Source organism: Escherichia sp. WS1118 (assembly GCF_046487695.1).
GTDB classification, from domain to species: Bacteria; Pseudomonadota; Gammaproteobacteria; order Enterobacterales; family Enterobacteriaceae; genus Escherichia; species Escherichia coli.
This window is the reverse complement of the sequence record NZ_JBJQIZ010000006.1, coordinates 40,903-60,752: the sequence shown is the minus strand read 5'-3', so window position 1 is coordinate 60,752 and position 19,850 is coordinate 40,903. Positions and strand designations below refer to the sequence as shown.

Annotated in this window: 21 protein-coding genes; 15 read left to right on the top strand and 6 right to left on the bottom strand. The window is 51.2% G+C overall.

The window, feature by feature from the left end:
* Positions 1 to 16: 16 nt before the first annotated feature.
* From recF to dnaA, 3 genes are read right to left on the bottom strand one after another with little or no spacing between them, the layout of a single operon-like run.
* Complete coding sequence (gene recF / locus ACJHYO_RS12255; protein WP_000060112.1) at positions 17 to 1,090, bottom strand: DNA replication/repair protein RecF; 1,074 nt, start codon at positions 1,088 to 1,090, stop codon at positions 17 to 19.
* A complete protein-coding gene (gene dnaN / locus ACJHYO_RS12250; RefSeq protein WP_000673464.1) occupies positions 1,090 to 2,190 on the bottom strand; it encodes a DNA polymerase III subunit beta in 1,101 nt (366 codons plus the stop codon). The genes recF and dnaN overlap by 1 nt, the downstream gene beginning before the upstream one ends.
* Before the next feature lie 4 nt (positions 2,191 to 2,194).
* A complete protein-coding gene (dnaA, locus tag ACJHYO_RS12245; RefSeq protein ID WP_000059111.1) occupies positions 2,195 to 3,598 on the bottom strand; it encodes a chromosomal replication initiator protein DnaA in 1,404 nt (467 codons plus the stop codon).
* Positions 3,599 to 3,894: 296 nt separating this feature from the next.
* Between dnaA and ACJHYO_RS12240 the strand changes: the two genes are divergently transcribed.
* From ACJHYO_RS12240 to yieF, 13 genes are all read left to right on the top strand, one after another.
* Positions 3,895 to 3,975: a hypothetical protein gene (locus tag ACJHYO_RS12240; RefSeq protein ID WP_122134670.1), complete on the top strand. Its 81-nt coding sequence runs from the start codon at positions 3,895 to 3,897 to the stop codon at positions 3,973 to 3,975.
* Between the two features lie 229 nt (positions 3,976 to 4,204).
* Positions 4,205 to 4,345, top strand: a complete 141-nt coding sequence (gene rpmH / locus ACJHYO_RS12235; protein ID WP_000831330.1) for a 50S ribosomal protein L34 — start codon at positions 4,205 to 4,207, stop codon at positions 4,343 to 4,345.
* A 16-nt stretch (positions 4,346 to 4,361) separates the two neighbouring features.
* A complete protein-coding gene (gene rnpA, locus ACJHYO_RS12230) occupies positions 4,362 to 4,721 on the top strand; it encodes a ribonuclease P protein component (RefSeq protein WP_000239730.1) in 360 nt (119 codons plus the stop codon).
* Positions 4,685 to 4,942, top strand: coding sequence for a membrane protein insertion efficiency factor YidD (gene yidD, locus ACJHYO_RS12225; protein ID WP_001307474.1), 258 nt, complete (start codon positions 4,685 to 4,687; stop codon positions 4,940 to 4,942). The genes rnpA and yidD overlap by 37 nt, the downstream gene beginning before the upstream one ends.
* 2 nt (positions 4,943 to 4,944) lie before the next feature.
* On the top strand, positions 4,945 to 6,591 hold the full coding sequence (gene yidC, locus ACJHYO_RS12220; RefSeq protein ID WP_000378258.1) for a membrane protein insertase YidC: 1,647 nt from the start codon (positions 4,945 to 4,947) through the stop codon (positions 6,589 to 6,591).
* A 105-nt stretch (positions 6,592 to 6,696) separates the two neighbouring features.
* Positions 6,697 to 8,061 (top strand): tRNA uridine-5-carboxymethylaminomethyl(34) synthesis GTPase MnmE, encoded by a 1,365-nt coding sequence (gene mnmE, locus ACJHYO_RS12215; RefSeq protein ID WP_001282368.1) that lies wholly within the window; start codon positions 6,697 to 6,699, stop codon positions 8,059 to 8,061.
* 241 nt (positions 8,062 to 8,302) lie between these two features.
* Positions 8,303 to 8,377: a tryptophanase leader peptide gene (gene tnaC, locus ACJHYO_RS12210; RefSeq protein WP_001364348.1), complete on the top strand. Its 75-nt coding sequence runs from the start codon at positions 8,303 to 8,305 to the stop codon at positions 8,375 to 8,377.
* A 220-nt stretch (positions 8,378 to 8,597) separates the two neighbouring features.
* Positions 8,598 to 10,013 carry a tryptophanase gene (tnaA, locus tag ACJHYO_RS12205; protein ID WP_001295247.1) on the top strand — a complete coding sequence of 472 codons (1,416 nt, stop codon included), beginning with the start codon at positions 8,598 to 8,600 and terminating at the stop codon, positions 10,011 to 10,013.
* Between the two features lie 91 nt (positions 10,014 to 10,104).
* The gene (gene tnaB, locus ACJHYO_RS12200; RefSeq protein ID WP_000132074.1) at positions 10,105 to 11,352 is read left to right on the top strand and encodes a low affinity tryptophan permease TnaB; all 1,248 of its coding nucleotides are present in this window, start codon (positions 10,105 to 10,107) and stop codon (positions 11,350 to 11,352) included.
* Positions 11,353 to 11,483: 131 nt separating this feature from the next.
* Positions 11,484 to 12,659 (top strand): multidrug efflux MFS transporter MdtL, encoded by a 1,176-nt coding sequence (gene mdtL, locus ACJHYO_RS12195; RefSeq protein WP_000085966.1) that lies wholly within the window; start codon positions 11,484 to 11,486, stop codon positions 12,657 to 12,659.
* Positions 12,634 to 13,593, top strand: a complete 960-nt coding sequence (gene yidZ / locus ACJHYO_RS12190) for an HTH-type transcriptional regulator YidZ (protein WP_000748500.1) — start codon at positions 12,634 to 12,636, stop codon at positions 13,591 to 13,593. Before mdtL ends, yidZ begins: the two co-directional genes overlap by 26 nt.
* A 156-nt stretch (positions 13,594 to 13,749) precedes the next feature.
* Positions 13,750 to 14,499, top strand: a complete 750-nt coding sequence (locus ACJHYO_RS12185; RefSeq protein ID WP_001350414.1) for a 4'-phosphopantetheinyl transferase family protein — start codon at positions 13,750 to 13,752, stop codon at positions 14,497 to 14,499.
* 21 nt (positions 14,500 to 14,520) lie between these two features.
* On the top strand, positions 14,521 to 15,087 hold the full coding sequence (yieF, locus tag ACJHYO_RS12180) for a class I chromate reductase YieF (protein WP_410232476.1): 567 nt from the start codon (positions 14,521 to 14,523) through the stop codon (positions 15,085 to 15,087).
* 52 nt (positions 15,088 to 15,139) lie between these two features.
* Here the strand turns inward: yieF and adeP are convergent, their stop codons facing one another.
* On the bottom strand, positions 15,140 to 16,477 hold the full coding sequence (adeP, locus tag ACJHYO_RS12175) for an adenine permease AdeP (RefSeq protein ID WP_000082693.1): 1,338 nt from the start codon (positions 16,475 to 16,477) through the stop codon (positions 15,140 to 15,142).
* 166 nt (positions 16,478 to 16,643) lie between these two features.
* Here adeP and yieH point away from each other — a divergent pair, with 166 nt between their 5' ends.
* Positions 16,644 to 17,309 (top strand): 6-phosphogluconate phosphatase, encoded by a 666-nt coding sequence (gene yieH, locus ACJHYO_RS12170; RefSeq protein WP_000078058.1) that lies wholly within the window; start codon positions 16,644 to 16,646, stop codon positions 17,307 to 17,309.
* Positions 17,310 to 17,375: 66 nt separating this feature from the next.
* A complete protein-coding gene (locus ACJHYO_RS12165) occupies positions 17,376 to 17,849 on the top strand; it encodes a protein CbrB (protein ID WP_000116758.1) in 474 nt (157 codons plus the stop codon).
* Positions 17,850 to 17,930: 81 nt separating this feature from the next.
* Here the strand turns inward: ACJHYO_RS12165 and ACJHYO_RS12160 are convergent, their stop codons facing one another.
* Entirely contained in the window at positions 17,931 to 18,653 is a 723-nt protein-coding gene (locus tag ACJHYO_RS12160; protein WP_000766886.1) for a glucosamine-6-phosphate deaminase, read from the bottom strand.
* Positions 18,654 to 18,667: 14 nt separating this feature from the next.
* The gene (locus ACJHYO_RS12155) at positions 18,668 to 19,837 is read right to left on the bottom strand and encodes an alpha/beta hydrolase (protein WP_001346611.1); all 1,170 of its coding nucleotides are present in this window, start codon (positions 19,835 to 19,837) and stop codon (positions 18,668 to 18,670) included.
* Positions 19,838 to 19,850 lie beyond the last annotated feature (13 nt).

Here is a 19,850-nt window from a genome sequence, read left to right as displayed (position 1 = left end):
CTCATTTATACTTGGGTTAATCCGTTATTTTACCCTTTTCCACGGTAAACATCTTCGAATTTTCGTCCGACATGTCTATAACGTGTTCAGCACTGATCGCGCTGACAAAGACCTGTGATTGCGTCGCTTTTAAGCGGCTGGCAAGCAGCCCGCGACGCTCATCATCAAGCTCAGAGGCAAAATCATCTATCAGGTAGAGACACCGCCGCCCGCTTTCACGGGTGAGGAACTCTCCTTGCGCCAGACGTAAGGCGCACATCAACAGCTTAAGCTGCCCACGCGATAAGGTATCTTCCACCGGCGCACCGTCGGCGCGAATGCGTAAGTCCGCTTTATGCGGGCCGTGCGCGGTGTAGGTTAGCTGGCGATCGCGTTCAAAATTACGTTCCAGCACCTCAGCGTACTCTGTCTCTTTCTCCCAGCCGCGCTGGAAAGAGAAAGTCAGAGAAAACTCAGGGAGAAATTGCTTACAGGTATCAGCCATATCGGCTGCGATACCGGCGCTATACTCCGCGCGCCAGGTGCTGATTTGCTCCGCCAGCGGGATCAGTTCTTTATCCCACGGGCGTAGCTGTTCGTAACGAGTCACCTGGCGCAGCGCCGCATTGCGCTGCTTGAGCAATCGCTTGAGATTGCTCCAGGCGGTGAAAAATCCGGGTTCGTTGTGAAAGCATCCCCAGTCGAGGAATGCTCTTCTGTATTTGGGGCCGCCGTTGAGTAAAGTAAACCCTTCTGGCGTTATCAGCTGCATTGGCATCAGGTGCGCCAGCTCCGCGACTTTATGCCCGTCTGTACCGTCAATACGGACTTTGCTGTCGCCTTGTTTGTCTTTGGTTAAACCAATCGCCGTCTCGCGCTCTTCGCCCTGTAATCGCCCGTGGAGAACAAACGCCTCCTGCTCGTGGCGAATGACGCGACCAATCTGCAAACTGCGAAACGCCCGACCGTGGCCGAGCGTATAGATGGCTTCCAGCACGCTGGTTTTGCCACTGCCGTTGGCACCTACCAGAAAGTTAAAGCCGGGAGATAAGGCGAGATCCGCGGTTTCAATGTTGCGGAAATCGCGGATCAACAAGCGGGTGAGGGACATTACAGTCTCATTGGCATGACAACATAAGCCGCGCTCTGGCTGGCCGCATCTTCAATCTGCACGCTGGAAACCGAATCGGTCAGCATCATGCGGACGTTTTCGCATTTCAGCGCGTTGAGAACATCCAGCACATAGCTGACGTTGAAGCCGATTTCCATCTCCGCACCGCTATAGGTAACGTCGAGGATCTCTTCCGCTTCTTCCTGTTCTGGGTTGTTGGCGGTGATTTTCAGCTGGTTTTCGCTGACATACAGACGCACGCCGCGGAATTTCTCGTTAGAGAGAATTGCCGCACGGGCAAACGCCTGCTTGAGCAGATCACAGCCAGCTTCCAGATGCTTGTCCGGGTTCTTCGGCAGAACGCGACGGTAATCCGGGAAGCGACCATCCACCAGTTTCGAGGTGAAGATAAAGTCGCCAACGTGGGCGCGAATGTTGTTGCTGCCAATCTGCACGCGCAGCGGATTGTCGCCGCCGTCGAGCATACGCATCAGTTCAATCACGCCTTTACGCGGCACGATCACCGAATGGCTTGGCAAAGATTGACCAATTGGCATTGAACAGACTGCCAGACGGTGGCCGTCGGTCGCCACGGTGCGCAGTTCTTCACCTTCGGTTTCAAACAGCATACCGTTTAAGTAATAGCGAACGTCCTGATGCGCCATAGAAAACTGGGTCGCTTCAATCAGACGCTTCATCGTCGCCTGCGGCAGGGTAAATTCGACTTCGCTCTGCCAGTCATCGAGGTTCGGGAAATCTGCCGCTGGCAGGGTAGACAACGAAAAACGGCTACGCCCGGAGCGCACCAGCATCCGCTCACCTTCCAGCTGCACGGCAATTTCCGCGCCTTCAGGCAGACCACGGCAGATATCAAAGAATTTGCGCGCCGGAACGGTCGTCGCCCCTGGTTCGTGCGGCTGAACCAGCGCAACGCGTGCCACCATTTCCATCTCGAGATCAGTACCGGTCAGCGACAACGTACCGTCAGCAACCTGTAACAGCAGATTACCGAGAATCGGTAGCGTAGGACGACCACCTAACGGACCGCTCACCTGTTGTAGCGGTTTTAATAAATGCTCACGTTCTACGGTAAATTTCATAGGTTTACGATGACAATGTTCTGATTAAATTAGAAAAATCTTCTTTGATATCGTGGCTCTCTTCACGCAACTGCTCGATCTTCCGGCAGGCATGAAGCACCGTCGTGTGGTCACGACCACCAAAGGCATCGCCAATCTCCGGAAGACTGTGGTTAGTCAGCTCTTTCGCCAGCGCCATCGCCATCTGGCGCGGACGGGCCACCGAGCGGGATCGACGCTTGGAAAGGAGATCCGCGACTTTGATCTTGTAGTACTCCGCCACCGTCTTCTGAATATTGTCGATGGTGACCAGTTTTTCCTGCAATGCCAGCAAGTCACGCAGCGCCTCACGCACGAAGTCGATGGTGATCGCCCGTCCGGTAAAGTTGGCGTTGGCAATGACGCGGTTCAGCGCGCCTTCCAACTCACGTACGTTAGATCGTAGACGCTTGGCGATAAAAAACGCCACTTCGCCCGGCAAACGAATGTCGTTTTCGTCGGCCTTTTTCATCAGGATCGCCACGCGGGTTTCCAGCTCTGGCGGTTCGATCGCCACAGTCAGTCCCCAGCCGAAGCGGGATTTCAAACGATCCTCAACGCCGTTGATCTCTTTCGGATAGCGATCGGAGGTGAGAATGATCTGTTGATTACCTTCCAGCAGGGCGTTGAAGGTGTGGAAAAACTCTTCCTGAGATCGTTCTTTATTAGCAAAAAACTGAATATCGTCGATCAGCAGTGCATCTACGGAACGGTAGTAGCGTTTAAACTCTTCGATCGCGTTGTTTTGCAGGGCTTTAACCATGTCCTGAACAAAGCGCTCGGAGTGCATATAAACCACTTTGGCATTCGGCTTGCGCGCCATAATGCCGTTACCCACCGCATGCAGCAGGTGAGTTTTACCCAAACCCGTGCCACCATAAAGGAACAACGGGTTATAAGCACCGCCAGGGTTATCTGCCACCTGGCGAGCCGCCGCGCGCGCCAGTTGGTTAGATTTACCTTCAACGAAGTTATCAAACGTGTGTTTGACGTTTACGTTAGAACGATAGGTCGGTTCTGCCGGAGCAGGGACGTTATCCCAACCCGAGCGCGTAGAAGGCGCAGCACGTTGCGGCTGCGTTTGCGCCACCTGTGCAGGGGCCGCGACGTTGCTCGTCACTGCCGCTTGTGGCGTTTGCGTCACCGGTTTGGTGCCGACTTCAAAACGCAGCTGTGGGGCATCCGCTCCGCAGAAACTGGTTAGCAGTCCATTGATATTATTAAGGTACTTGTCCCGTACCCAATCGAGGACAAAACGGTTTGGCGCGTACAGGGCCAGCGTGTTATCGCTCAGTTCCGCCTGCAATGGGCGTATCCACATACTGAATTCTGTGGCTGGTAACTCATCCTGCAATCGGGCAAGACACTGCTGCCAAAGCGAAAGTGACACGGCGGACTCCACTCGAACAAAAGTCGATAATGACTAAGGCTGAAACATTCATGATTGTTGACGTACGTCGAAAAGACCCTGCATGAGGGTGACGCACGAACCGCTGTCTGCGGTTATATGCCCGATCAAGATCCTGCAAAACGATCGGGACCGCGGATCATAGCCTAAACTGCGCAAGAGATCTTCTGTTTCTCACAGATTTTCCCGATTTATCCACAGGATGATCCAGAACTCGCTAAGTGTAAACGATCCTGCCGCGGGCCGGGCACGATTTACGCCGCATATTGGAAAATTTAATGACCATAGACAAAAATTGGCTTAATCGATCTAATAAAGATCCAGGACGATCCTTGCGCTTTACCCGTCAGCCCGTATAATCCTCCACCCGGCGCGCCATGCTGGTTTTCACTGGTGTGAGGCCGTACGTTTTCCCCGCGAAAAGGTGCGGAAAAGCGCGGTAAATAAGGAAAGAGAATTGACTCCGGAGTGTACAATTATTACAATCCGGCCTCTTTAATCACCCATGGCTTCGGTGTCCATCGTTTCATTTTTCGGCGGATATCCAATAAAGCCATTGAATTTATTCAAGTTTAGGTAGAAATCGCCATGAAACGCACTTTTCAACCGTCTGTACTGAAGCGCAACCGTTCTCACGGCTTCCGTGCTCGTATGGCTACTAAAAATGGTCGTCAGGTTCTGGCACGTCGTCGTGCTAAAGGCCGCGCTCGTCTGACCGTTTCTAAGTAATAAAGCTAACCCCTGAGTGGTTAAGCTCGCATTTCCCAGGGAGTTACGCTTGTTAACTCCCAGTCAATTCACATTCGTCTTCCAGCAGCCACAACGGGCTGGCACGCCGCAAATTACCATTCTCGGCCGCCTGAATTCGCTGGGGCATCCCCGTATCGGTCTTACAGTCGCCAAGAAAAACGTTCGACGCGCCCATGAACGCAATCGGATTAAACGTCTGACGCGTGAAAGCTTCCGTCTGCGCCAACATGAACTCCCGGCTATGGATTTCGTGGTGGTGGCGAAAAAAGGGGTTGCCGACCTCGATAACCGTGCTCTCTCGGAAGCGTTGGAAAAATTATGGCGCCGCCACTGTCGCCTGGCTCGCGGGTCCTGATAGCCCTCATTCGGGTCTATCAACGCCTGATTAGTCCGCTACTCGGGCCGCATTGTCGTTTCACTCCAACCTGTTCAAGCTACGGAATTGAGGCATTGCGCAGGTTTGGAGTGATAAAAGGCAGTTGGTTGACGGTGAAACGCGTATTAAAATGCCACCCTTTACACCCTGGTGGTGACGATCCCGTCCCGCCCGGACCATTTGATACCAGAGAACACTAACGATGGATTCGCAACGCAATCTTTTAGTCATCGCTTTGCTGTTCGTGTCTTTCATGATCTGGCAAGCCTGGGAGCAGGATAAAAACCCGCAACCTCAGGCCCAACAGACCACGCAGACAACGACCACCGCAGCGGGTAGCGCCGCCGACCAGGGCGTACCGGCCAGTGGCCAGGGGAAACTGATCTCGGTTAAGACCGACGTGCTTGATCTGACCATCAACACCCGTGGTGGTGATGTTGAGCAAGCCCTGCTGCCGGCTTACCCGAAAGAGCTGAACTCTACCCAGCCGTTCCAGCTGCTGGAAACTTCACCGCAGTTTATTTATCAGGCACAGAGCGGTCTGACCGGTCGTGATGGCCCGGATAACCCGGCTAACGGCCCGCGTCCGCTGTATAACGTTGAAAAAGACGCTTATGTGCTGGCTGAAGGTCAAAACGAACTGCAGGTGCCGATGACGTATACCGACGCGGCAGGCAACACGTTTACCAAAACGTTTGTCCTGAAACGTGGTGATTACGCTGTCAACGTCAACTACAACGTGCAGAATGCTGGCGAGAAACCGCTGGAAATCTCCACCTTTGGTCAGTTGAAGCAATCCATCACTCTGCCACCGCATCTCGATACCGGAAGCAGCAACTTCGCACTGCACACCTTCCGTGGTGCGGCGTACTCCACGCCTGACGAGAAGTACGAGAAATACAAGTTCGATACCATTGCCGATAACGAAAACCTGAACATCTCTTCGAAAGGTGGTTGGGTGGCAATGCTGCAACAGTATTTCGCGACGGCGTGGATCCCGCATAACGACGGTACCAACAACTTCTATACCGCTAATCTGGGTAACGGCATCGCCGCTATCGGCTATAAATCTCAGCCGGTACTGGTTCAGCCTGGTCAGACTGGCGCGATGAACAGCACCCTGTGGGTTGGCCCGGAAATTCAGGACAAAATGGCAGCTGTTGCTCCGCACCTGGATCTGACCGTTGATTACGGTTGGTTGTGGTTCATCTCTCAGCCGCTGTTCAAACTGCTGAAATGGATCCATAGCTTTGTGGGTAACTGGGGCTTCTCCATTATCATCATCACCTTTATCGTTCGTGGCATCATGTACCCGCTGACCAAAGCGCAGTACACCTCCATGGCGAAGATGCGTATGCTGCAGCCGAAGATTCAGGCAATGCGTGAGCGTCTGGGCGATGACAAACAGCGCATAAGCCAGGAAATGATGGCGCTGTACAAAGCTGAGAAGGTTAACCCGCTGGGCGGCTGCTTCCCGCTGCTGATCCAGATGCCAATCTTCCTGGCGTTGTACTACATGCTGATGGGTTCCGTTGAACTGCGTCAGGCACCGTTTGCACTGTGGATCCACGACCTGTCTGCACAGGACCCGTACTACATCCTGCCGATCCTGATGGGCGTAACGATGTTCTTCATTCAGAAGATGTCGCCGACCACTGTGACCGACCCGATGCAGCAGAAGATCATGACCTTTATGCCGGTCATCTTCACTGTGTTCTTCCTGTGGTTCCCGTCAGGTCTGGTGCTGTACTATATCGTCAGCAACCTGGTAACCATTATTCAGCAGCAGCTGATTTACCGTGGTCTGGAAAAACGTGGCTTGCATAGCCGCGAGAAGAAAAAATCCTGATTCGGTGAGTTTTCGCTAAAATAAGGGCGGTCAGTTGACCGCCTTTTTTCTTTTCGTAGGACGGATAAGCACCGCACATCCGCCACACAAAGCAACAGGAACATCATGAGCGATAATGACACTATCGTAGCCCAGGCCACGCCTCCGGGACGTGGCGGCGTTGGCATCCTGCGCATCTCCGGCCTCAAAGCCCGTGAAGTTGCCGAAACCGTGCTGGGTAAACTGCCTAAGCCACGCTACGCCGATTATCTTCCGTTTAAAGACGCCGATGGCAGCGTGCTCGATCAGGGGATTGCGCTATGGTTCCCTGGCCCGAACTCGTTCACCGGCGAAGATGTGCTGGAACTGCAAGGTCATGGCGGTCCTGTGATCCTCGACCTGCTGTTAAAACGCATTCTGACCATTCCCGGCCTGCGGATTGCCCGCCCTGGTGAGTTTTCCGAACGCGCATTTCTGAACGATAAACTCGACTTAGCCCAGGCCGAGGCGATTGCGGATCTTATCGACGCCAGCTCGGAACAGGCGGCCCGTTCGGCGCTAAACTCGCTGCAAGGCGCGTTCTCCGCACGGGTCAACCATCTGGTGGAAGCCCTCACCCACTTGCGCATTTACGTCGAAGCGGCAATTGATTTCCCGGATGAAGAGATCGATTTCCTCTCCGACGGCAAAATTGAAGCCCAGCTCAATAACGTAATTGCCGATCTCGACGCGGTACGCGCCGAAGCTCGTCAGGGTAGTTTGTTGCGCGAAGGGATGAAAGTGGTGATTGCCGGACGTCCTAACGCCGGTAAATCGAGCCTGCTGAACGCGCTGGCGGGCCGTGAAGCAGCAATCGTAACCGATATCGCCGGAACCACGCGTGACGTGCTGCGTGAGCATATCCACATTGACGGAATGCCGTTGCATATCATCGATACCGCCGGGCTACGTGAAGCCAGTGACGAAGTTGAACGTATTGGTATCGAGCGCGCATGGCAGGAAATTGAACAGGCAGACCGCGTGCTGTTTATGGTCGATGGCACCACGACAGACGCCGTTGATCCGGCAGAGATCTGGCCGGAATTTATCGCCCGTCTGCCAGCGAAACTGCCGATCACCGTGGTGCGCAATAAAGCCGATATCACCGGCGAAACGTTGGGGATGAGCGAAGTGAACGGTCACGCGTTAATTCGTCTTTCGGCGCGGACTGGCGAAGGTGTGGATGTACTGCGTAACCATCTCAAACAGAGCATGGGCTTTGACACCAATATGGAAGGCGGCTTCCTGGCGCGTCGTCGTCACCTACAGGCGCTGGAACAGGCGGCAGAGCATTTGCAGCAAGGTAAAGCGCAACTGTTAGGTGCCTGGGCGGGTGAACTGCTGGCGGAAGAGTTGCGCCTGGCGCAGCAGAACTTAAGCGAGATCACCGGGGAATTTACTTCAGACGACCTACTGGGGCGGATTTTCTCCAGCTTCTGTATCGGTAAGTAACCGCGCTTGCGAAGCCGCATTCTGACTGTCAGATGCGGCTTCGCTTCATTGTTAGCACTCCTGTTATTCCTCAACCCTTTTTTAAACATTAAAATTCTTACGTAATTTATAATCTTTAAAAAAGATATTTAATATTGCGTCCCGAACGATTGTGATTCGATTCACATTTAAACAATTTCAGAATAGACAAATTCCTTGAGTATTATACTGTAGCCTCGTGTCTTTCGAGGATAAGTGCATTATGAATATCTTACATATATGTGTGACCTCAAAATGGTTTAATATTGACAACAAGATTGTCGATCACCGCCCTTGATTTGCCCTTCTGTAGCCATCACCAGAGCCAAACCGATTAGATTCAATGTGATCTATTTGTTTGCTATATCTTAATTTTGCCTTTTACAAAGGCCATCTCTCGTTTATTTGCTTGCTTTAGTAAATGATGGTACTTGCATATATATCTGGCGAATTAATGAATATTGCAAATGTAATATTCACAGGGATCACTGTAATTAAAATAAATGAAGGATTATGTAATGGAAAACTTTAAACATCTCCCTGAACCGTTCCGCATTCGTGTTATTGAGCCAGTAAAACGTACCACTCGCGCTTATCGTGAAGAGGCAATTATTAAATCCGGTATGAACCCGTTCTTGCTGGATAGCGAAGATGTGTTTATCGATTTACTGACCGACAGCGGCACCGGGGCGGTGACGCAGAGTATGCAGGCCGCGATGATGCGTGGCGACGAAGCCTACAGCGGCAGCCGCAGCTACTACGCGTTAGCCGAGTCAGTGAAAAATATCTTTGGTTATCAATACACTATTCCGACTCACCAGGGCCGTGGTGCAGAGCAAATCTATATTCCGGTACTGATTAAAAAACGCGAGCAGGAAAAAGGCCTGGATCGCAGCAAAATGGTGGCGTTCTCTAACTATTTCTTTGATACCACGCAGGGCCATAGCCAGATTAACGGCTGTACCGTGCGTAACGTCTATATCAAAGAAGCCTTCGATACTGGCGTGCGTTACGACTTTAAAGGCAACTTTGACCTTGAGGGATTAGAACGCGGTATTGAAGAAGTTGGCCCGAATAACGTGCCGTATATCGTTGCAACCATCACCAGTAACTCCGCAGGTGGTCAGCCGGTTTCACTGGCAAACTTAAAAGCGATGTACAGCATCGCGAAGAAATACGATATTCCGGTGGTCATGGACTCCGCACGCTTTGCCGAAAACGCCTATTTCATCAAGCAGCGTGAAGCAGAATACAAAGACTGGACCATCGAGCAGATCACCCGCGAAACCTACAAATATGCCGATATGCTGGCGATGTCCGCCAAGAAAGATGCGATGGTGCCGATGGGCGGCCTGCTGTGCATGAAAGACGACAGCTTCTTTGATGTGTATACCGAATGCAGAACCCTTTGCGTGGTGCAGGAAGGCTTCCCGACATATGGCGGCCTGGAAGGCGGCGCTATGGAGCGTCTGGCGGTAGGTCTGTATGACGGCATGAATCTGGACTGGCTGGCTTATCGTATCGCGCAGGTGCAGTATCTGGTCGATGGTCTGGAAGAGATTGGCGTTGTCTGTCAGCAGGCGGGCGGTCACGCGGCATTCGTTGATGCAGGTAAACTGTTGCCGCATATCCCGGCAGATCAGTTCCCGGCACAGGCGCTGGCCTGCGAGCTGTATAAAGTCGCCGGTATCCGTGCGGTAGAAATTGGCTCTTTCCTGTTAGGCCGCGATCCGAAAACCGGTAAACAACTGCCATGCCCGGCTGAACTGCTGCGTTTAACCATTCCGCGCGCAACATATACTCAAACACATATGGACTTCATTATTGAAGCCTTTAAACATGTGAAAGAGAACGCGGCGAATATTAAAGGGTTAACCTTTACCTACGAACCGAAAGTATTGCGTCACTTCACCGCAAAACTGAAAGAAGTTTAATTAAAACACTCAGAGTGGCTATAAGGATGTTAGCCACTCTATTACCCTACATCCTCAATAACAAAAATAGCCTTCCTCTAAAGGTGGCATCATGACTGATCAATCAGAAAAAAAACACTCTGCATTTTGGGGTGTTATGGTTATAGCCGGTACAGTAATTGGCGGTGGGATGTTTGCTTTACCTGTTGACCTTGCCGGAGCCTGGTTTTTTTGGGGCGCTTTTATTCTTATTATCGCCTGGTTTTCAATGTTACATTCAGGGCTATTATTATTAGAAGCAAACTTAAATTATCCCGTCGGATCCAGTTTTAACACCATCACCAAAGATTTAATCGGTAACACCTGGAACATTATCAGCGGTATTACCGTTGCCTTCGTTCTCTATATCCTCACTTATGCCTATATCTCTGCTAATGGTGCGATCATTAGTGAAACGATATCAATGAATTTGGGCTATCACGCTAATCCACGTATTGTCGGGATCTGCACTGCCATTTTCGTTGCCAGCGTATTGTGGATAAGTTCGTTAGCCGCCAGTCGTATTACCTCATTGTTCCTTGGGCTGAAGATTATCTCCTTTGTAATTGTTTTTGGTTCTTTCTTCTTCCAGGTCGATTACTCCATTCTGCGCGATTCCACCAGCACCACTGCGGGGACGTCTTACTTCCCGTATATCTTTATGGCTTTGCCGGTGTGTCTGGCGTCATTTGGTTTCCACGGCAATATTCCCAGCCTGATTATTTGCTATGGAAAACGCAAAGATAAGCTCATCAAAAGCGTGGTCTTCGGTTCGCTGCTGGCACTGGTGATTTATCTCTTCTGGCTCTATTGCACGATGGGGAATATCCCGCGAGAAAGCTTTAAGGCGATAATCTCCTCAGGCGGCAACGTTGATTCGCTGGTGAAATCGTTCCTCGGCACCAAACAGCACGGCATTATCGAGTTTTGCCTGCTGGTGTTCTCCAACTTAGCTGTTGCCAGCTCGTTTTTTGGTGTCACGCTGGGATTGTTCGATTATCTGGCGGATCTGTTTAAGATTGATAACTCCCACGCCGGGCGTTTCAAAACCGTGCTGTTAACCTTCCTGCCACCCGCGTTGTTGTATCTGATCTTCCCGAATGGCTTTATTTACGGGATCGGCGGTGCCGGACTGTGCGCCACCATCTGGGCGGTAATAATTCCTGCTGTACTGGCAATCAAAGCCCGCAAGAAGTTTCCCAATCAGATGTTCACGGTCTGGGGCGGCAATCTTATTCCGGCGATTGTCATTCTCTTTGGCATAACCGTAATTTTATGCTGGTTCGGTAACGTCTTTAACGTGTTACCTAAATTTGGCTAAATCCTTCAGGAAGCCAGCCATTCGCTGGCTTCTTGCCTGTCAGGAAATCACTTATGTCCAAATGGCAACTCGCCTGATTCTCCTTCACCACGTATGCTTTGCGTCACCTTACTATCAGGACGCTTTAGCCCATGTCCCGCTTTTTGATTTGTAGTTTTGCCCTGGTTTTACTTTATCCCGCAGGGATTGATATGTACCTCGTTGGTTTACCGCGCATCGCCGCCGATCTCAATGCCAGCGAAGCGCAGTTGCATATTGCGTTCTCCGTTTATCTGGCGGGGATGGCGGCTGCGATGTTATTTGCCGGTAAAGTGGCCGATCGTTCAGGGAGAAAGCCTGTCGCCATACCCGGCGCGGCGCTATTTATTATCGCCTCGGTGTTCTGTTCACTGGCTGAAACCAGCGCGTTATTTCTTGCAGGGCGATTTCTACAGGGACTGGGCGCGGGCTGTTGTTACGTAGTGGCGTTCGCCATTTTGCGCGACACGCTGGATGATCGACGTCGGGCTAAAGTGCTGTCGTTACTCAACGGCATTACCTGCATCATTCCGGTGTTAGCGCCGGTGCTCGGACACCTGATTATGCTTAAATTCCCCTGGCAGAGTCTGTTCTGGACGATGGCAACGATGGGCATCGCGGTACTGATGCTGTCTTTGTTTATTTTAAAAGAAACGCGCCCTGCGGCCCCCGCAGCTTCGGACAAACCACGAGAAAATAGCGAGTCACTGCTTAATCGGTTTTTCCTCAGCCGTGTTGTTATCACCACCCTCAGCGTTTCGGTGATCCTCACCTTCGTCAACACGTCGCCGGTATTACTGATGGAAATCATGGGTTTTGAGCGCGGAGAATACGCCACCATTATGGCGTTGACCGCTGGCGTCAGCATGACCGTTTCATTCTCCACGCCGTTTGCGCTGGGAATTTTTAAGCCACGTACGTTGATGATCACCTCACAGGTGTTATTCCTGGCGGCGGGGATCACCCTTGCTGTTTCACCTTCCCATGCGGTTTCGCTGTTTGGTATCACGCTGATTTGCGCCGGTTTCTCGGTAGGTTTTGGCGTAGCGATGAGTCAGGCGTTAGGGCCGTTTTCATTACGCGCGGGCGTAGCCAGCTCGACCTTAGGTATTGCGCAAGTTTGCGGTTCGTCACTGTGGATTTGGCTGGCGGCGGTGGTTGGTATCGGCGCATGGAATATGCTGATCGGGATTCTGATTGCCTGTAGCATAGTGAGCCTGTTGCTGATTATGTTCGTCGCGCCTGGACGCCCGGTTGCCGCTCATGAAGAAATCCATCACCACGCTTGATCTCAATCTGCTGCTCTGTCTGCAACTGCTGATGCAGGAGCGCAGCGTGACCAAAGCGGCGAAGCGGATGAACGTGACCCCTTCGGCGGTGAGTAAGTCGCTGGCAAAGTTAAGAGCATGGTTTGACGACCCGCTCTTTGTGAACTCACCGCTGGGGCTGTCGCCCACACCGCTAATGGTCAGCATGGAGCAAAATCTGGCGGAGTGGATGCAAATGAGCAACCTGCTGCTGGATAAACCGCACCACCAGACACCGCGCGGCCTGAAGTTTGAGCTGGCAGCAGAATCACCGCTAATGATGATCATGCTTAATGCGCTGTCGAAACGGATCTACCAACGTTACCCGCAGGCGACCATCAAATTACGTAACTGGGATTACGATTCCTTAGATGCCATTACTCGTGGTGAAGTGGATATTGGTTTTTCCGGTCGCGAAAGTCATCCCCGTTCGCGGGAGCTGTTAAGCTCGCTACCGTTAGCCATTGATTATGAAGTGCTGTTTAGTGATGTGCCCTGCGTCTGGTTACGCAAAGATCATCCGGCACTGCATGAAGCATGGAATCTGGACACCTTTTTACGTTATCCGCATATCAGCATTTGCTGGGAACAGAGCGATACCTGGGCGCTGGACAATGTGTTACAGGAGCTGGGGCGCGAACGCACGATTGCTATGAGCCTGCCGGAATTCGAGCAGTCACTGTTTATGGCAGCACAGCCCGACAATCTGCTACTGGCGACCGCGCCGCGCTACTGCCAGTACTACAATCAACTCCACCAACTGCCGTTGGTTGCTCTTCCTCTCCCGTTTGATGAAAGCCAGCAAAAAAAGCTGGAAGTCCCTTTTACCCTTCTGTGGCATAAACGGAACAGCCGTAATCCGAAGATCGTCTGGTTACGGGAAACCATTAAAAATCTTTACGCGTCGATGGCATAACCGAATCGAATGAAACGCGACCCAATTTCACAATGAAATGTAAAAAAGTTGTAATAAACTTATCTGAATCGAACTTTTAGCCGCTTTAGTCTGTCCATCATTCCAGTAAATGATTACTCTTGTATTCATAATGGACCATTAAGCATGGAGCGAAAAATGGCGACTCACTTTGCCCGAGGGATTTTAACGGAAGGACATCTGATTTCTGTTCGTCTCCCCTCCCTGTGTCATCAAGAAGCCCGAAACATTCCCCCTCATCGTCAAAGCCGTTTTCTGGCGTCCAGAGGTTTACTCGCAGAACTGATGTTCATGCTGTATGGCATTGGCGAATTGCCGGAAATCGTCACCCTGCCGAAAGGAAAACCGGTTTTCAGCGATAAAAATTTGCCTTCGTTTTCTATTTCCTATGCCGGGAATATGGTCGGCGTGGCGTTAACAACCGAAGGTGAATGTGGCCTCGATATGGAACTACAGCGTGCGACACGCGGGTTTCATAGCCCACACGCGCCCGATAACCACACCTTTTCCAGCAATGAATCGCTATGGATCAGTAAACAAAACGATCCTAACGAAGCGCGGGCGCAGCTCATCACGCTGCGCCGAAGCGTGCTAAAACTAACCGGTGATGTTTTGAATGACGATCCGCGCGATCTGCAACTACTGCCCATTGCCGGACGCCTGAAATGTGCTCATGTAAATCATGTAGAAGCGTTATGCGACGCGGAGGACGTGCTGGTGTGGTCCGTGGCGGTCACGCCCACGATTGAAAAGCTCAGTGTCTGGGAGTTAGATGGCAAACATGGCTGGAAAAGCCTGCCCGATATTCACAGCCGCGCCAACAATCCTACCAGCCGGATGATGCGTTTTGCCCAGCTCTCTACCGTGAAGGCTTTTTCGCCAAATTGATAGACAACCACAGGAGTCATCATGTCTGAAAAATTGCAGGTGGTTACGTTACTGGGGAGCCTGCGCAAAGGCTCATTTAATGGCATGGTTGCACGTACCCTGCCGAAAATTGCTCCGGCGAGCATGGAAATCAATGCGTTACCTTCCATTGCCGACATTCCCCTGTATGACGCTGACGTACAGCAGGAAGACGGTTTTCCAGCAACAGTTGAATCTCTGGCGGAACAGATCCGTCAGGCTGACGGTGTGGTGATCGTCACGCCGGAATATAACTACTCGGTACCGGGTGGGCTGAAAAATGCCATCGACTGGCTTTCCCGCCTGCCGGATCAACCGCTGGCAGGTAAACCGGTATTGATTCAGACCAGCTCAATGGGCGTGATTGGCGGCGCGCGCTGTCAGTATCACCTGCGCCAGATTCTGGTTTTCCTCGATACAATGGTGATGAACAAGCCAGAATTTATGGGCGGCGTGATTCAGAACAAAGTTGATCCGCAAACCGGGGAAGTGATTGATCAGGGTACGCTGGACCACCTGACCGGGCAATTGACCGCATTTGGTGAGTTTATTCAGCGAGTTAAGATCTAAATAAAAACCCGCCAGCAATCATGCATGGCGGGTTTTTAACGCGCTATCGATTTTAGTGAGCGTCGATAAAGACAATCTTCAGGATAAACAGCAGCGCAACGATGATTACGCACGGGCTAAGGTCACGCAGACGTCCGGTACCAATCTTCATCACGCAGTAGGAGATAAAGCCCAGCGCGATACCTTCAGTAATCGAGAAGCTGAACGGCATCATCACAGCGGTAATAAACGCCGGAACAGATTCAGTAAGATCCTGCCAGTTCACGCGAGCAAGACTTGAGGTCATCAACACGCCAACGTAAATCAGCGCACCAGCTGCAGCGTAGCCTGGCACCATCCCCGCCAGCGGCGACAGGAAGATAACCAGCAGGAACAGCAGACCAACAACCACTGCCGTCAGACCGGTACGACCGCCAACGGAAACGCCGGAAGAAGACTCGATATACGCCGTAACAGAAGAAGTCCCGATAAACGAACCGGTCACGGAAGAGATGCTGTCGACATACAGTGCCTGCTTCATGCGCGGGAATTTACCTTTTTCATCCGCCAGTCCTGCTTTATCGGTCACGCCAATCAGTGTACCGGAGGAGTCAAACAGGTTGACCAGCATGAAAGAGAAAATCACCCCTGCCAGCCCGAGGTTAAACGACCCGGCTAAATCTACATGACCCACGACAGTCATTACGCTCGGCGGCGCAGAAACGATGCCATTGTAGTGGACATCACCCAGCATCCAGCCCAGCAGCGTCGTCACCACGATGGAAACCAGCACCGCCGCGTGAATGTTGCGTGAGGCCAGAATAGCAATGATGAAGAAGCCGAGGATCCCCAGCAGTACGCTGTGAGAAGTCAGATTACCGATGCTCACCAGCGTTTCCGGGTTAGCGACAATCACACCTGCGTTTTTCAGCCCCATCATGCCAATAAACAGACCGATACCGCTGGTAATGCCCACACGCAGACTCACCGGAATGTTGGCTATCATCCAGTAGCGAACGCGGAAAATCGTCAGTAACAGCAGACCAATCGCGCCCCAGAAGATTGCGCCCATCCCGACCTGCCACGGCAAGCCCATCGCCTGCACAACCACAAAAGCGAAGAACGCATTCAGGCCCATTGCCGGTGCCAGTGCAACTGGCAGGTTAGCAAACAGCCCCATCATAATACTGCCGAATGCAGCAATCAGACAGGTCGTGACGAAGACGGCGCTGGTATCCATGCCAGCAACGCCAAGAATTTGCGGGTTAACAAAAACGATGTAAACCATCGTCAGGAAGGTGGTAAAACCGGCGATCACTTCGGTCCGTGCCGTCGTGCCATGTTCGCGCAGTTTAAACACGCGTTCCAGCATCCCCTGGCCAGAAGCCTGGGTTGTGTGTTGTTGACTCATTATCTATTTCCGAACAAGGAGGGAAAATCCGTCGCTATCGTATACCAAAATGAGACAATATGGACGGCTGAATATAACTTTTTTTCATTGTATTTGCTTATACGGCAACGATTGCGTCATGCGAATTGGCATGACGAAAACGTTAAACTAACGATAAAGGAAAGACATGTCCCAGATAGAAGCGGTATTTTTCGACTGCGACGGTACGCTGGTCGATAGCGAGGTCATTTGCTCTCGCGCCTATGTCACGATGTTCAGGGAATTTGGCATTCACGTTGACCTGGAAGAGATTTTTACCCGTTTTAAAGGCGTAAAACTCTACGAAATCATCGACATCATCAGTAAAGAACAGGGCGTGACGATGGTCCAGGCCGATGCCGAGCACGTTTACCGCGCAGAAGTAGCACGTCTGTTTGATACCGAACTTGAGGACATCGCAGGAGCGAACGAATTGCTGGCAAGCATTAACGTGCCGATGTGCGTCGTCTCTAACGGTCCGGTCAGCAAAATGCAGCATTCGCTTGGTAAGCTCAACATGCTGCACTACTTCCCGGAAAAACTGTTCAGCGGCTATGATATCCAGCGTTGGAAGCCCGATCCGGCATTAATGTTCCATGCGGCAAAAGCGATGAATGTGAACGTTGAAAACTGCATTCTGGTCGATGACTCCAGCGCAGGTGCGCAATCAGGGATAGATGCCGGAATGGAAGTGTTTTACTTCTGCGCTGACCCGCACAATAAACCGATCGTTCACCCGAAAGTCACCACCTTTACCCATCTTTCGCAATTACCGGAACTGTGGAAGGCGCGTGGTTGGGATATTACGGCATAGTTATTCACACTCCCTTCACTTACTCCACTTAAATTGGCACGCAAAGGTAAGTAAAGGGAGTTTGATATGTCTGTTTCACGTCGGGTAATTCATCACGGACTGTATTTTGCGGTTTTAGGGCCGTTAATTGGTGTTCTGTTTCTTGTCCTCTACATATTCTTCGCAAAAGAACCGCTGATTCTTTTGGTAATAATACAGGTACTTCCATTGTTTCTCTTAATGTCGATAACTACGGGAGCTATTCCTGCAATGTTAACTGGCGTAATGGTCGCCTGTCTGCCGGAAAAGATCGGGTCACAGAAACGTTATCGTTGTCTGGTTGGCGGCATAGGTGGAGTCGTTATCACCGAGATCTATTGCGCTGTTATCGTACATATTAAGGACATGGCTTCCTCAGCGTTGTTTGAAAACATTCTTTCTGGTGAAAATCTCGTTGTCCGCATCATCCCAGCATTGCTGGCAGGCGTAGTGATGAGCAGAATCATTACACATCTACCCGGATTGGATATTTCATGTCCTGAAACAGACTCTTTAAGCTAAGCGGAATGCTTTATCTATTTGTCATTAAATGTTGGAGAACAGGCCGGAGCGTAATTCACACATCCGGCCTTATTTTTAAGCTTAACCGAGCGCTAATTCTGCGGCAGCGGCTTTATCAGCGATTACCATCAGCGAAGGATGCAGCTGCAACACGGAAGCTGGAACATCTTCGGTAACCGGACCTTGCAGAACATTTTTCAGTGCCTGCGCTTTACCTGCGCCACTGACAATTATCAGCAAGTTTTTCGCCGCCATGATGCTTTTCGGCCCCATCGTCACGTAGCTGTCAGGCACTAATGAAAAGTCGCCGCCCAACTCGCCATGCGCCACAATATCAACCATCTCTCCCTGGATCGGGAACTCCACGGTTTGCTCATGGAAATGGGTCGTATTTGGCAGATTGCCACAAAAATGACCATCTACACCTAATCCCAACACCACCAAATCCAGGCCGCCTTCACGCGCCAGTTTCTGATCATGCTCGCGGTAGTTATCAATAGTGAGCTTCTGGATATTCTCTTCTTTGATCCCCGCAGGGGTGAAAAACAGATTACGCAGATTGGTAATCGTTACGCCTTCTCCCTCTTTGCCGCGAAATGGAATTTCATCGAAATTATAGAAATAGCAGTTATCGTACCAGGGCTTACCTTTAACCAGAGTGATGAGATATTCGTACATGCCTTTGGGCGTGCTCCCGGCGGTAATTGCCAGGTTAACACGACGCGTCTTCGACATATAACCAAGCAGATGGTGTGCCGCGACACGGCTCATTTCCTGGTAATCTTCGGTAATGATTAATTTCATCTTAATGCCTTATATTATTTGAATAATTTCTGTACGAAGGCTGCATAGGCAGGCCGCCAGACATCCATTTCATGGTTCAGACCCGGATATTCCTGGTAATCAAACTTAATTTTTTTCTGCTCAAGCTCAGTTTTCAGCCCGGCGATATCCTTGCCGGTTACAACATCTTTATCCCCAACAACCACAGTAAAATTACGTAGTTGCTGGTTAATAGCTGCCGGCTCGTTCAGCCGGGCAGCGACCCCTTCATCTGGTACGGTCGTCGTGGTAACACCACTGAATGTGGCCAGCCAGCCAAAGCTTTCCAGATGATTCATTCCCGATACCAGTGCCTGATACCCACCTTGTGAAAGCCCTGCCAGTGCGCGACCATCGGCATCTTTACGGACATTAAAACGCTTGCTAATCAGCGGGATAATATCGTTCATCAGTTCGCGATCTGCCGCTTTAGCATTTAACGGATAAAAGACTTTACGTCTCTCCTGAGGAACGAAATCTTCGGGAATAATGCCCTTCGCATCGGTTTCGGTATCCGGGATCACCACCAACATCGGTTTAATTTTCCCTTCAGCCAGCAGGTTATCCATGATTTGCGGGATACGCCCCTGATCAATAGCGGAACGTCCGGTATCACCAAAGCCGTGATAGAAATAGAGCACTGGCAAAGGCTCGCCTATGCCGGTGTATCCTGGCGGGGTCCAGACATACATCTGACGTTCGGATTGCAATGCGTTGGAGTGGTAAGTTATGGCGATCAAATCACCATGCACAACAGAACGTGTATCCAGATAACTGCCCGGTACCAGAATCATACTGGAGTTAACCTGACGCTGAGGCTTAGTCATTGCCGTGCCTGTATCAATGCTGCGTACACCATCAACATTGAAAAAATACTCGTACAGATTGCCTTTCAGGACAGGCGTGCGCCACGACCAGACTCCCGCTTCATCTTTGGTCATCGGGTGAATATTGTCCGGAACCGGAACACCCACCACTACGGAGACATTTTTTGCCCCAGGGGCAAAGTAGCGAAAGGTCACGCTGTTATCGGTATTGACCTGAGTCACATACTGTTTCACCGGAATAGTGGGTGCCGGGCTGGCTGGCATATCCGCTGCTATGGCCCATTGAGCAGAAATACCGCTGGCAATAGCCAGCGTTAAAGCAGCAATTTTTATATTCATCGTAATATTCCTT